We start from the raw sequence: 14,419 nt of genomic DNA on the forward strand, positions 1-14,419 counted from the left end.
GCGCCTGGACGTTCAGTCGGACCCGGATGTGCGGGCGAACAACATCCCCGTGAGGGTGCGGAACACCTCCTCCGGATCCCGGTCGCCCATCGGGCCCTCCAGGTTGTGGCTGAGCAGGAGCGTGGCGAAGCCGTGGGCCAGGGACCAGGCGGCCACGCCTGCGAGGCGGGCGTCGGGGCCGCGGCCCGACGACGGGACGGCAGCCACCGCGTCGCGCAGGTGCTTGCCCGCCAGCGCCCTCGCCGTGGTGAGTTCCAGGTCGTTCTCGCGCAGCAGTTCCGGCGCGAACATCACCTGGAAGTGGGCCGGGTGCTCGCGAGCGAAACGGACATAGCGCACGCCCGCGTCCCTGAGGTCCTTCGCCTCGTCGAGCGCGGTCGCCAGCATTGCGTATCCCTCGGCCGCGATCGCGGTGAGCAGGCCCGTGCGGTCCTTGAAGTGGTGAGCGGGGGCGGCGTGTGAGACGCCCGCCCTGCGGGCCAGGTCACGCAGGCTCACCGCAGACGGCCCTTCGGCGGCGATCACGTCCAGGGCAGCCGACAGTACGGCCCGCCGCAGGTCGCCGTGGTGGTAGGGGCGCTGAGGGCTCATGCCCAGCAGACTACGCCGAATCTAGGCATTGACAAGTTATGGGCTCGGCGGGCAATCTAGTCACTGTCAAGTTCCTGGGTGGGGTACGACAGGTGCGACGAGGAGCGAAGCCATGTCGGAGAACGTCAGCAAGACGAGCGGGACGGTGACGCAGGCGAGGGGGATCGAGCTCGGCCGGGTCAGGCAGATGTGGCATCTGCTGGAGCCGCTGCATGCCGTGCTCTACTACGCACCCGCGTCCTTCGAGGAGGCGGCCGCGCTCGGGTACGGGACAGAGGTCCGCTGGCCGAGCTACTTCCCGTTCCGCGCGGCCCCGCTGGGCGAGGCCGGCGCCGAACGTGTGACCTCGGCGTTCTACAGCTTCAGCCCACGCATGGTCGCCGAGTACGTCGATCCGGCCTGGCGTATAGCCGCCCCGGGTGAGGTACTGAAGGCGCGGGAGCGGGCGATCGATCGGGCTTATCGCGCGATATTCGGCGACCGGGTCGACAGCCCGGAGCTCGCTGAAGCCGCTGCGCTCGCCCGCAGGGCCGCCGAGTCGGCGAACACCGCGGGCCGCCCGCTGGCCGCGGCCAACGCCGAGCTCCCGTGGCCCGAGGCTCCGCACCAGCAGCTGTGGCATGCGGCGACGATCCTGCGCGAGCATCGCGGCGACGGCCATCTCGCCGCCCTGCTCATAGCCGGACTCGACCCGACCGAGGCGCTGGTCTCCTTCGCGGGCATAGGCGCGGCCTCGGCCGAGACCTTCCGCAGCCGCGGGTGGAGCGACGAGGAGTGGAGGGCCGCGCGCGAACGTCTCGTCGAACGAGGGCTGTTGAAGGCGGACGGCGTGGCCACGGAGGCGGGCCGTGCCCTGCGGGCGGAGGTGGAGCAGCACACGGACGAGCTGGCCCCCGGCCCGTGGGAGGCCCTCGGCCCGGACGCCACCGCCCGGCTCGCCGATCTGCTGGGAGAGTTCTGGGTCGCTGTGCTCGGCTCGGGGCTTCTGCCGTCGGAGACGACCCTGGGCATCGGCAAGGCGTGAGGGGCTCGGCACCTGAGCCGGCCCAATCGGGAAGCCGTCCGCGGGAGTCGGGCGCCGCGGGCGGCTTCGTCAGGTGATGACCGAGAAGTGCAGTACCCCCGTTTCTGTGCCGTGCGTCAGGGTGCAGGCCGGTCGGACTCGTGCTCCCGGTCCGTCAGCCGCTCGTCCAGGTGCTGCTCGGGCGCCTCCGCCCTGTCTGCGCTGTCCCCTTGGGGGCCGGGGGTGATCGTCCTCTCGTCGGGCCTCGTCTCGGCCGTCTCGGAGACGTGCCCGGCCCGGTGCCGGCCCTGGCCCTTGAACTTGTCGAAGATGCCCATGTCAGAGCTCCTTCCAGAGGGACTCATCCCTGACGATACGCCCGAGTTGTGAAGAATGCTCGAAAGAGTGCCGCCTGGCCCCGACGTCGCCCGAACTGCCCCGCCGCTACGGTGGGCCGGCAGAGCCGCGTCGCGGCGGAGTGCGGACAGGGGAGGAAGGGCGTCGTGACCTTCGGCAGCGTAGAGAACAAAGAGGATGCGGGAGACATAGGGGAAGGGGGTGGTGCTGGGGACGGGGGTCGTGCGGGGAGTGCGGCGGTGCGGCGCATGAGCCGCAGCGGTGCCACCCGGTCCTACCGGTCCTGTGTCACGGGCTCCGCCGCGATGCTCGGGGCGGTGCTTCTGCTCACCGGCTGCAAGGGCATCGACGTGCCCGTGGACGATGCGTCCTCCCACTCTGCCGGTCCGGCTGCCGGGCCCGGCCGGGCTGTGAGTCCCCTGGACAACCCCGACGGGACGAAGCCGGGTCTGGCGCCCATCACGTCGGACGCCGGGAGGGCGAAGGCGAGGGCCCTGATCGAGAAGGTGGCGACGAAGGGGCGCGGCCCCAAGACGGGATACGAGCGGGACGAGTTCGGCTACGCCTGGATGGACTCGGCGGACGGCGTGCCGCTGGCGTGGAACGGTTGCGACACGCGGAACGACCTGCTGAAACGTGATGGAGACGACGTCCGTTTCCGGTCAGGTTCCGACTGCGTCGTGATCTCCATGACCCTCCAGGACCCCTACACCGGGAAGACCATCGACTGGACCAAGACCCGGGCCACGACGGTCCAGATCGACCATGTGATGCCGCTCTCGTACGACTGGCAGATGGGCGCCTCACGCTGGACGAAGGGCAAGCGCCAGGACATCGCCAACGACCCCCTCAATCTGATTCCCGTGGACGGTCCGTCCAACAGCTCGAAGGGCGATTCCGGTCCCGCGAGCTGGCTGCCCCCGAACAAGCAGATCCGTTGCTCCTATGCGGTGCGCTTCGCGCAGGTGTCGCTCAAGTACAGCCTCCCTGTGACAGTGGCCGACAAGCAGATGATGCTGAAGCAGTGTGGTGGCTGACCTGACACGGTGACCCGCTCTGCGTCACCTGTGGGACGGAGCAGACGCGGCACACCTGGTCCGGCGTAGAGCGGACGCGGCCGAATGAAGGGATTCGGTCGCAAAGATGACCAACTCGCAAAGACGTTCACAAGAAAGAATCGGACAGTCGACGCAAGTCGGGCCGGTTGAGCAAGAGGCGGTCAAAGCCAAGCCAAGATCGTTCCGTACCTCTGGGCACGGCATGTTCACGACGTGCAGGATCAGCGCGTTTCTGTGACCTTCCTGAGCCCGGGAGTCAAAGCCGTGCGCGCTCGGCCGTTTCGCCGTCTCCGCTCCGCCCTTCGAGTCCGATCCGCCCGTCGCGTCCGCCCTGCCGGTCGCGTCCGCCGGGTGCGGCGCGGCATCGCGTTCCTCGTCCTGACCGCGCTCGCGGTCATGCTGACGACCCAACAAGCCATGGCCCAAGGCGCGGAGCTGGATGCGATCTCGCTGCCGAGCCTCACCTCGCTGTCGTCCTGGTTCAAGGACCCGCGCTGGGGCAAGCTGCCGCACCAGCAGTCGGGGACAGCGGCCGGGCACAAGCACCATGTGTCCGCGAAGGCCACCGAGGCCCACCGCGGGCGCGGCCACGCCCCGGGCAAGGGCCGCGGAGAGCTCGCCGCCTACCACGCGCACAAGCCGGCCGTCGCCCGCGGCAAGAGCCAGGGCGCTGCCGGCTTCAACGCCAAGACCAGCAAGCGGAACGCGGCCAAGTCGTCCCGTACGGACACGGTCTTCGACAACGCCGACGGCAGTACGACCCGGGACATATCCCCGACGCCCGTCAACTACCAGGTGCGAAAGGGGAAATGGGCGCCGATCGATGTCGACGTGCGGGCAGGGCCTGACGGTCGCTGGCACGAGAAGGCCAACTCCCTCGCGGTCGACTTCGCCCGCAAGGCCGACGACTCGGCCCTCGCCTCCTTCGCCGTCGACGGCAAGCACTCCCTCGCGTACGGCCTGAAGGGCGCCGCCTCCGTCAAGGGGACGGCCGACGGCTCCACCGTCACGTACCGGAACGTCCTGGACTCGACCGATCTCCAGCTCACGCCCATCGCCACCGGGCTCAAGGAAGCGATCGTCCTGCACTCGGCGGACGCCGGGAACACCTGGACCTTCCCGCTCGCCCTCAAGGGCCTCACCCCCGTCCTGACCAAGAACGGCTCTGTCGCCCTGCGTAACGCCGCCGGTAAGACCGTCGAGCGCATTCCCGCCGCGTACGCCTACGACTCGAAGGTGAACCGCCGCTCCGGGGAACCGGCCACCACGTACGACGTCACGTACAAGCTTCTGCACACCAAGAGCGGCTACGCGCTCAAGGTGACCCTGGACGACAGCTGGCTGCACGACCCGCGCCGCGTCTTCCCGGTCACCGTGGACCCGACCGTCGACGACGGCTGGCTCACCACCTACGTCGAGTCGCCCGACGTCCAGGACCATTCCTTCGAGCAGACCATCAAGGCCGGCTCGTACGACTCCGGCACCCACAAGGCGATCGGCTTCTCCAACCACTGGGACACCGCCTGGGACAGCAGCAACGCCACCGTCACCGAGGCGCATCTGGACATCTTCGACACCTGGGCCTCCACCTGCACTCCCGAGCGGTTCGACGTCGCCCTGGTCACCCAGTCCTGGACGCCGGAGTCGGTCACGACCTACCCGGGCCCCTCGCACGGCTCCTCGATCGGCAACGTGACGCCGAACGTGCCCAACGCCTGTGCGAACACCGCCGCCGACCGCCAGGTCGGCGACTGGGTGCAGGTGCCGCTGTCCACCTCCGCCATCCAGGGCTGGTTCAGCGGCACCACCCCCGACTACGGCCTCGCCGTCTACGCGGCGACCACCGACAGCCTGCACTGGAAGCAGTTCGGCTCCTTCAACGACCCGGCCGACGGCCCGCACATCCTGGTCACCTACACCGGCAACACCGCGCCGCAGCTCTACGAGCAGTTCCCGAGCGACAACGCGGTCGTGAACACCACCCAGCCGGAGCTGACCGCCTGGGCAGGCGGCGCCAATTCGACAAGCGGCAGCACCGACCAGTACGTCTTCAAGGTCTACGACAGCACGGGCACCAAGGTCGCCGACTCCGGCCTGCTTTCCACCGGCGACTGGACCGTCCCGGCGGGCAAGCTCGCCTGGAACAAGAACTACACCTGGACCGTCCAGGCGTACGACGGCGGGCTGTACTCACCGGCGGACCCGTACGCCATGTCCGTGCAGGTACCGCAGCCCGTGATCACCTCCGGGCTGTCACAGAACAGTAGTGACCACGGCTTCGACGCCTCGATCGGCAACTACACGACCTCCGACACCGACGCGTCCATATCCACCGTCGGTCCCTCGCTGGACGTGGAGCGCGACTACAACTCCCGCGACCCGCGCTGGACCGGCGCGTTCGGCGCCGGCTGGTCGAGCATCTTCGACTCCCGCGCCACCGAGCAGTACACCGCGTCCGGCGCAGTCTCGAGCGTCTATGTCACCTACCCGGACGGTTCACAGGTCGGCTACGGCAAGAACAGCGACGGCACCTTCACACCCGGCAACGGCCGCTTCGCCACCTTCAAGTCGATCACCGGCGGCTACTCGCTGACCGACAAGGACGACACGGTCTACACCTTCACCCAGTCCCTGGGCTCTGGAGGCTACGGCCTGACCTCCGTCACCGACGCCAACGGCCGCTCCATCAACCTCACCTGGACCAGCGGCCACGTCACCAAGATGGCCTCGGCCGTCTCCAGCCGGTCCCTGAACCTCACCTGGTCCACGCCGAGCGGCGCGTCCGCCGCGCACGTCGCGACGGTCGTCACCGACCCGGTCACCCCCGGCAACTCGTCCACGGTCCAGACCTGGACGTACGGCTACACGGGCGACCAGCTGACGAAGGTGTGCTCGCCGCTGTCCACGACGGCGTGCACGACGTACGGCTACACGAGCGGCTCGCAGTACAACAACGCCGCGCTCGACCTCGACCCGCACACGTTCTGGCCGCTGTCGGAGACCTCGGGCACCACGGCGAAGGACAGTGTCCTCGCCAACGAGGGCACCACCAACGCGACGTACGAGAACGTGACGCTGGGGCAGACCGGCCCGCTGACCGGTTCCTCCGCCAAGGCCGCCGGGTTCAACGGCACCTCGTCGGACATCTCGCTGCCCAAGAACCTCGGCAACGACACCGACTCGGGCGCGATCTCCCTTTGGTTCAAGACCTCCGCGGGCCCGGGCGTCCTCTACTCGTACGCCTCCCAGCCGATCAGCTCCGGGCAGGCCGCCGGGTTCTACACGCCGTCGATCTACGTCGGTACGGACGGCAAGCTGAACGCCGAGTTCTGGTACAGCGGCGGCATCAACCCGATCGTGTCCTCCGCGTCCGTCGCCGACGGCCGCTGGCACCACGTGGTGCTGTCGGCCGCGGGCAACTCGCAGTCGCTGTACCTGGACAACGTCAAGGTCGGCTCGCGCACCGGCACCGTCTCGATCAAGAGCGCGGACGCTTTCGGCAAGAACCAGTCGTTCAACTACCTCGGCACCGGCTTCCTCGGCGGCAACTGGCCCGACGAGCCGCACCAGAGCTCCACCGCGCCGGACGGCTACCCGACCTGGTTCAACGGCTCCATCGCGGACGTCGCCTGGTACGGCCGTCCGCTCGTCGCCGCCGACGTCAACTCCCTCTACCAGTACGGCACGCACTCGGCGAGCCTGCTGACCTCCATCAAGCGGCCGTCCGGCAAGACGTACGCGGCCATGACGTACGACGCGGCCACCACCACGCTCACCCAGCTCACCGACGAGAACGGCGGCGTCTGGAAGCTCGCCGCGCCCACGGTCTCCGGGTCCAGCCAGACCTACCGGGGCGCGGTCCTCGGCGCCGCCCCCTCCGCGTACTTCCGGCTCGGCGAGGCGGCGGGCGCGAGCACGGCCGTCGACGAGGTGCGCGGCGGAAGCGGCACGTACAACGGGGTGACCCTCGGCGTCAGCGGGCCCTTCAGCGACCAGAAAGCGGCGTCGTTCGGCGGCAGCAGTTCGTCCGTGACCCTGCCCTCCGGGCTGGTGCCCGGTTCGGGCAACGAGTCAGTCAGCATGTGGTTCAAGACGTCGACCGCGAACGGAGTGCTGTTCAGCGCCTCGCATGACCCCTTGAGCTCCGGAACGACACCCACCTCCTACACCCCTGTCCTGTATGTCGGCAGCACCGGAAAGCTGTACGGCGAGTTCTGGTTCTCCGGCGGCTCGGACAATCCGCTGGCCTCCTCCACCACGGTGACCGACGGCAAGTGGCACCACGTGGTCCTGTCGGCGTCGGCCGGCACGCAGTCCCTGTACCTCGACGACGCGCTGGTCGGCTCGCAGAGCGGCACCGCCGCCATGACCAACCAGCCCTACACCTACGTGGGCGCGGGCTTCCTCGGAGGCAACTGGCCGGACGAGTCGCACCACAGCACCACCGACAACACCGGCTACGCCACCTACTTCAACGGCTCGATCGCCGAGACCGCCTTCTACCGCTCCCAGCTGTCCGCCGCGGACGTGTCGGAGCAGTGGGACGCGGCGAAGAACTCCACCGGGCTCCTCCCCGTCGAGACGGTCAAGGTGACCTCGCCGACCAACGCGACCCTGACCTATACGTACGACGTCACCAACGGCAACCGCGCGCTGACCGAGACCGACGGCCTCGGCAACAAGACCAGCTTCGGCTACGACACCGGCGGCTTCGAGCACACGGTCACCGACCCCAACGGCGCCATGACGATCACCGGCCATGACGTGCGCGGCAACGTGGTCTCCTCGACGTCCTGCCAGGACCAGGCCGCGAACAAGTGCTCCACCGAGTACTACACGTACTACCCGGACGACACCACGGCCCAGCTGACCACCGCCGACCCGCGCAACGACCAGCTGCTGACCGAGCGCGACGGCCGCTCGGCGTCGGCCACGGACACCACGTATCTGACGTCGTACACCTACGACTCGGCGGGCAACCAGACCGCGATCACGGGTCCGGCGGTGCCCGGCTTCCCGAACGGCCGCACCACCACGACCGTGTACAGCGACGGCACCAGCGCCTACCCGTCCGCCGACGGCGGCGTGGTGCCCAAGGGCCTGCCCGTGAAGACGATCAGCCCCGGCGGCGCGGTCAACACGGTGTCGTACTTCAAGAACGGCGACGTCGCGTCGACCACCGACGCCATCGGCCTGGTCACGTCGTACACCTACGACGGTCTCGGCCAGGTGCTGAGCCAGAAGGTCGTCTCGGACACCTATCCGAACGGTCTGACCACGACGTACAAGTACGACGCGGGCGGCCAGGTCGTCGAGGAGCACGACCCGCAGCTCACCGACCGGGTCACCGGCGCCACGCACGCCGCCGTCACCACCACCGTCTACGACGACGACGGCGACGTCACCTCGCAGAGCGTCTCCGACGCGAGCGGCGGCGACCAGGCCCGCACCGAGACGACGACCTACGACGCCTACGACCACGTGCTGACCCAGTCGGACGCCAACGCGGCCGAAGGCGCGTCGAATGGCAACACGACGACGTACACGTACGACACCTCCGGCAACAAGACCAAGGAGGTGACGTCGGCGGGCGTCGAGACCCGCTACACGTACGACGACAACGGCAACCTGCTGACGCAGGGCCTGATGTACACGGGCGACCCGGTCGCTCCGCAGACGGCGACCCTGCTCATCGAGTCGTCCCGCGCCTACGACCCGGCCGGCCGCCTCGCGTCCGTCACGGACGCGATGGGCAACACGACGTCCTACACCTACACCGACGACGGCCTGACCGCCTCGGTGAAGAGGACCAGCGCCGACGGCACCAGCACCTACGTCCTGGAGTCGGACACCTACGACGCCGCCGGGAACCTGCTCTCGTCCACCACCGACAACGGCGAGACCGTCACGAACTACAAGGTCGACGCGGCCTCCCGGACCACGTCCACCACGGTCGACCCGACCGGAGTGGACCGCGTCACGACCGTCTCGTACACGCCGGACGACGAGATCGCGACCGAGAACGACCACGACTCGTCCGGGTACGACCGCACGACCACCAACACGTACGACGACATGGGCAACCTGCTCAGCGAGACGCTGTACGGGGACGCCTCCGGTCACCCGGCGGGCTGGTGGAAGCTGAACCAGACCTCCGGCACGAACGTCACCGACGCCTCCGGCACCGGCAACACCGCGACCGCCGGATCGGGCGTGACGTGGGCGGACGACGCGGCCAAGTTCAACGGGTCCAGCACCGGCACCGGCGACGTCATCGCGACCAGCAGCCCGGTCCTGGACACCACGGCCTCCTACACGGTCTCGGCCTGGGTCAACCTGGCCGACACCTCCACCTACCGCACGTTCGTCGCGCAGGGCGGCACCAACCGGGCCTCCTTCTACCTGCAGTACTCGAAGGCCGACAACGCGTTCCGGTTCCACGCGGCCAGCTCGGACGCGACATCCCCGTCCGCGTTCTACGACGCCACGGCGTCCTCGGCGCCGACGCTGAACACCTGGACGCATCTGGTCGGCGTCTTCGACGCCACGACCGGCTCGATGAAGCTGTACGTCAACGGCGCGCAGGCGGGCTCGGCCACCGACACGTCGCCGTGGACCGGCACCGGACCGCTGTCCATCGGCGGCACCAAGACCGCCGGCGGCACCACCAGCGACGTGGTCAACGGCGAGGTCGACAACGTCCAGACCTACCAGCGGGCCCTCACCGCATCCGAGGTCTCGTCCCTCTACGGCAAGGGCCGCAGCGGCGGCACGGTCGGCTCCTCTGACGAGCAGAAGACCACGTACACGTACGACAAGCGCGGCCTGCCGACGTCCATGACGGACGCCGAGCACAACACGACCACCTACGCCTACGACGAGGCGGGCAACCTCGCGGTCACCACCGCGCCCGCCGTCCAGGCCGAGGCGGACGGCACGAACCCGGCGACCGTGCACCCCGTCACCACCAGCGGTTTCAACACCTTCGGCGAGGCCGTCGAGGAGCAGGACCCGAACGGCCTGGTGACCACGACGGCGTACGACGCGGACGGCAACAAGGTCTCCGAGACACTGCCGTCGTACACCCCGGCGGGCGCCTCGTCGCCCAACGCGGGCACCACCGTGTGGACGTACGACAGCGAGGGCAACCAGACCTCCGAGACGACCCCCGGCGGCAAGACGACCTCGTACCTGTACGACCAGATGGGCAACGTCGCCCAGATCACGGCGCCGGACGGCACGAAGACGCACGCCACGTACGACACGAACGGCGACCAGCTGTCGGCGACGGACGCAACAGGCGCCGCCAGCCAGGCCACGTACGACTTCCTCGGCCGGCAGCTGACTTCCACCACGCTGGAGCGCTACCCGTCGACGAAGACGCTGACGACGACGAACTCGTACGCCGTGACCACCGGCAACCCCTACGGCGCGCACGTCGCGTCGACCACGACGCCGGGCGGCGTGACGACCTCGTACGGCTACAACCGGGCCGGTGACGTCACCTCGGTGACCGACGGGGCGGGCAACACCACCCGCTACACGTACGACTTCATGGGCAACCAGCAGAAGACGATTCTGCCGGACAACACCTGGATCGAGACGGACTACAACGCCTCGGACGACCCGGTCACCACCAAGCAGTACGACGCGAACAACAACCTGCTCACGCAGACCTCGCAGACGTACGACGGCGTGGGCAACCTGACCTCGGCGACCGACGCGCGGGGCCACACCACGCGCTGGACGTACGACGCGGCGGGCACGATCACGCAGGAGGTCGAGCCGGTCGACGCCTCCACGTCGATCACCACGACGTTCGGCTACGACGCGGCCGGCAACCGCACCCGGTTCACGGACGGCCGCGGCAACTCCTGGCGCTACACGTACACGCCGTGGGGCCAGCAGGAGAAGGTCATCGAGCCGACTACGTCGACCTACTCGTCGACGGCCGACTCCACGACGACCTTCGCGTACGACGCGGACGGCCAGCCCACCACGGTGACCCAGCCCGGCGGCGTCACGACGACGATGACGTACGACGCCAACGGCCAGCTGAAGACCATGTCGGGTTCGGGCGCCGAAGCGGCCACGGCGAAGCGGAGCTTCAGCTACGACGCGGACGGCCGGGTCCTCTCGGCGGACACGGACGTGGCGGGCACCGCAGGCCAGGCCGACTACCAGGCCGCCACGCACGACGCGTTCACGTACGACGACCGGGGCGACGTGCTCACGGCGACGGGTGCGGCGGGTTCGTCGAGCTTCACGTACAACGACGACGGCTCGATGCTGACGCGCACGGACGCGGCGGGCACCACTTCGTACGGCTACGACACGGCCGGTCGCCTGTCCTCGCTGAACGACGCGGCGACGGGCACCCAGCTGACGTACACGTACGACCAGTTGAACGACCTGAAGACGGTCAAGTACGGCTCCACGGGCCAGACCCGCACCTTCTCCTACGACAGCGCGCACGAGCTGACCGGCGACGTGCTGGTGCAGGGCGCCTCGACGCTGGCGAGCTTCGCCTACGGCTACGACGAGAACGGCAACCTGACGTCGAAGACGACGACGGGCGTGTCGGGCGCATCGGCGAACACGTACACGTACGACTGGTCGGACCGTCTGACCTCGTGGAACAACGGGTCGACGACCACGCAGTACGCGTACGACGCGTCGGGCAACCGCATCCGGGTCGGCTCGGACGTGTACACGTACGACGCCCGGGACGAGCTGACGTCGGACGGCACGAACACGTACGCGTACTCGGCGCGCGGCACGATGACGCAGGAGTCGTCGTCGGGCGGCTCGGTGGCGTACAAGACGGACGCGTTCGGCGACCAGATCGTGGCCGGCACGCAGTCCTACACGCTGGACGCCCTCGGCCGGAACATCACCGACACGGACACGGGCGCGCAGTCCACGCGCACCTTCGCCTACTCGGGCGCGGACAACACGATCGCCTCGGACGGCGACAACACCTACACGTACGACCCGGCGGGCGGCGTCATCGGCATCAAGCCGAGCGGCGGCACCGCGGCCCTGGCCCTGACGGACCAGCACAACGACGTGGTCGGCACCTTCACCTCGGGGGCGACGGGCCTGTCCGGCTCGGCGTCGTACGACCCGCTGGGCAAGGTGATCTCGACCAGCTCCATGACCGGCCACCTGGGCTTCCAGTCGGGCTGGACGGAGCCGGGCACGGGCGATGTGGGCACGGCCTCACGCTGGTACAACCCGGACACGGGCCAGTTCCTGAACAAGGACAGCGTCTCGCTGGACGCGGTGCCGAACTCGGTGGCGGCGAACCCCTTCGCCTACGTCGACGACAACCCGATGGCGGGCACCGACGAGTCGGGCAACTGCTCCTGGTATGACGTGGTGTGCGGCGCGAAGAAGGTCGCGCACAAGGTGTCGCACGCCGTGAAGCACGTGGCGCACAAGGTGTACCACGCGGTCAAGCACGTCGCGCACCGCGTGGTCCACGCGGTCAAGCACGCGGCCCACAAGATCGCGCACCACGTGCGGGACGTGTACCGGGCGACGGTGCGGGTCACGCGCCGCGTGTACCACTACGCGTCCCGACATGTGAGACGGGCGTATCACGCGGCAGTCCACGCGGTGCACTCCGCGTATCACAAGGTCTCGCATGTGGTGCACCGGGTGGTGCATGCGGTCAAGCACGTGGCGCACAAGGTCGTGCACGGGGTGAAGAAGGCCGCGCATGCGGTCGCCCATGCGGCCCGGACCGCGTACCACGCCACGGTCAGCGCGGCGAAGACGGCGGCGAAGTTCGTCAAGCACCACGCCGCGGCGATCACCTCGTTCGTGGTCTCCACGGCGGTGTTCGCCGGCTGCGAGGCGGCGACCTGGGGCGTCGGCACGATCGGCTGCGCGGCCCTCGCGGGCGCCGCGGGCTCCCTGGTGGAGCAGGGCTTCAAGTGCGCACAGGACGGCGGCGACGACTGCAGCGTGGGGGCGTTCGCGGGTTCGGCGGTCGAGGGCGCGGTCGTGGGCGCGGCGGGCGGCAAGCTCGGCGAACTCGGCGGCAAGCTCCTGGCGAAGGTGGCGCCGAAGGCGATGAAGGCCGTGGGCGGCCTGTTCGGCAAGGGCGCGACGGATGCCGGGGAGTCGGCGGCAGCCGATGCCACGGATGAGGCGGCTTCGGCGGCGGAGTCGGAGGGGGCGGGGACGAGGTCGCAGTCCCACTCAGGTGACGAGGGCGGCAGCTGTCCCGTTCCCACCCACAGCTTCACCGGTCAGACGCGTGTACTGATGGCGGACGGCACGACGAAGGCGATCGAGAAGGTTCGCGTTGGCGACATGATCGCCAACTCCGTGCCGGGAGTTGCGGGTACGGAGGCGCACAAGGTCACCGGAGTCATCGTCACCTACACCGACCACGACTTCGTCGACCTGACCATCAAGAAGACAGCCGAATCGGGCACTGAGAGTGCGGCGAGGGCCGGCGTGAAGGCCGGGGCGAAGTCTCTGGCGAAGAAGGTGGCCCGCAAGGCGGCGTTCGGCCTGGCGGCCTCGGCGGCTGTGTTGGGCGCGCTGGGAGCGAGCGGTCACGGACACGGCGACGGTCAGGAGCCGGCGACGGCTCCGGTCGCGGCTGTCAGCACCGCGTCGGCGGGCCAGGACGCGAAGGCGGCCGGCACGAGTGGCGGGGAGGTCGAGGGCGCGCGTCTGACGACGACGTTCCACCACCCGTTCTACGACGAGACCCAGACGGCGTTCGTCGAGGCCAAGGACCTCCGTACTGGAGATGTCCTGCAGACCCCGACTGGCACGGCCGAGGTCACGGGTGTCCGCCTGTACCACAGGAACACCACGACCTACGACCTGACGATCGGCAGCCTCCACACGTACTACGTGGAAGCCGGGGACACCCCCGTCCTCGTCCACAACTGCAATGGGACTAGCCCGCGGTTCGAGGTCGACTCCCAGGGAGAGACGACCGATCTGCGGCCGGAGGCCGGCACGCGCGGCAAGGTAGGTAAGGACCGTACGCCGGTGCCGCTGATCCGCAGCGGGGTGCCGCGAGGGCCCTGGACCCTCAGCGAGCGCCTCTCGGAGGCTCAGGGCATGCTCTCGGACGCGGTCGAGTCCGTTACCGGGAAACTGAAGGACAGGACCTGGGTGGGCGCGGTCAATACCAGGACAGGTGAAGCCGCAGTCACGTGCTCCGGGCTCGGGAGCTGTGCCGAGCCGAACATTCTGGTGGGGACTGGCTGGAAAGCTGGAGAGACCATCTTCACGAGAGCTTTCGCGAGAGAGGATCTCAAGGACGGATTGGGCAAGATCTGGCGGGACAAGGAAGTGTGTACTACCTGCCAAGGGATGTTCCCGGAGGAGAATTTCGTCGACGGTGTCCTCCGCTAGGCAAGGAAGGAAAGACCACGGA

General features: G+C 68.9%; 5 protein-coding genes. 3 read left to right on the top strand and 2 right to left on the bottom strand.

The genetic code is table 11. From position 1 onward, the window contains the following. Window positions 1-12 precede the first annotated feature (12 nt). Window positions 13-591, bottom strand: coding sequence for a TetR/AcrR family transcriptional regulator (locus STSP_RS12675; RefSeq protein ID WP_067276142.1), 579 nt, complete (start codon window positions 589-591; stop codon window positions 13-15). Between the two features lie 112 nt (window positions 592-703). Between STSP_RS12675 and STSP_RS12680 the strand changes: the two genes are divergently transcribed. Next, a complete protein-coding gene (locus STSP_RS12680) occupies window positions 704-1,615 on the top strand; it encodes an SCO6745 family protein (RefSeq protein WP_067276144.1) in 912 nt (303 codons plus the stop codon). A gap of 116 nt (window positions 1,616-1,731) precedes the next feature. Here STSP_RS12680 and STSP_RS12685 read toward each other — a convergent pair whose 3' ends face one another. Beyond that, window positions 1,732-1,932, bottom strand: a complete 201-nt coding sequence (locus tag STSP_RS12685; protein WP_067276147.1) for a hypothetical protein — start codon at window positions 1,930-1,932, stop codon at window positions 1,732-1,734. A 267-nt stretch (window positions 1,933-2,199) separates the two neighbouring features. On the opposite strand from STSP_RS12685, the gene STSP_RS12690 reads away from it, so the two are divergent. Beyond that, a complete protein-coding gene (locus tag STSP_RS12690; protein WP_067276150.1) occupies window positions 2,200-2,988 on the top strand; it encodes an HNH endonuclease family protein in 789 nt (262 codons plus the stop codon). 372 nt (window positions 2,989-3,360) lie between these two features. Continuing rightward, complete coding sequence (locus STSP_RS12695; RefSeq protein WP_067276162.1) at window positions 3,361-14,397, top strand: LamG-like jellyroll fold domain-containing protein; 11,037 nt, start codon at window positions 3,361-3,363, stop codon at window positions 14,395-14,397. Window positions 14,398-14,419: the final 22 nt, after the last annotated feature.

Origin of the sequence: Streptomyces jeddahensis (assembly GCF_001642995.1) — a bacterium.
Classification (GTDB): Bacteria; Actinomycetota; Actinomycetes; order Streptomycetales; family Streptomycetaceae; genus Streptomyces; species Streptomyces jeddahensis.

Coding starts and splice junctions, on each gene's coding strand:
- STSP_RS12675 (WP_067276142.1), bottom strand. CDS start 591: ATGAGCCCTCAGCGCCCCTACCACCACGGCGACCTGCGGCGGGCCGTA.
- STSP_RS12680 (WP_067276144.1), top strand. CDS start 704: ATGTCGGAGAACGTCAGCAAGACGAGCGGGACGGTGACGCAGGCGAGG.
- STSP_RS12685 (WP_067276147.1), bottom strand. CDS start 1,932: ATGGGCATCTTCGACAAGTTCAAGGGCCAGGGCCGGCACCGGGCCGGG.
- STSP_RS12690 (WP_067276150.1), top strand. CDS start 2,200: ATGAGCCGCAGCGGTGCCACCCGGTCCTACCGGTCCTGTGTCACGGGC.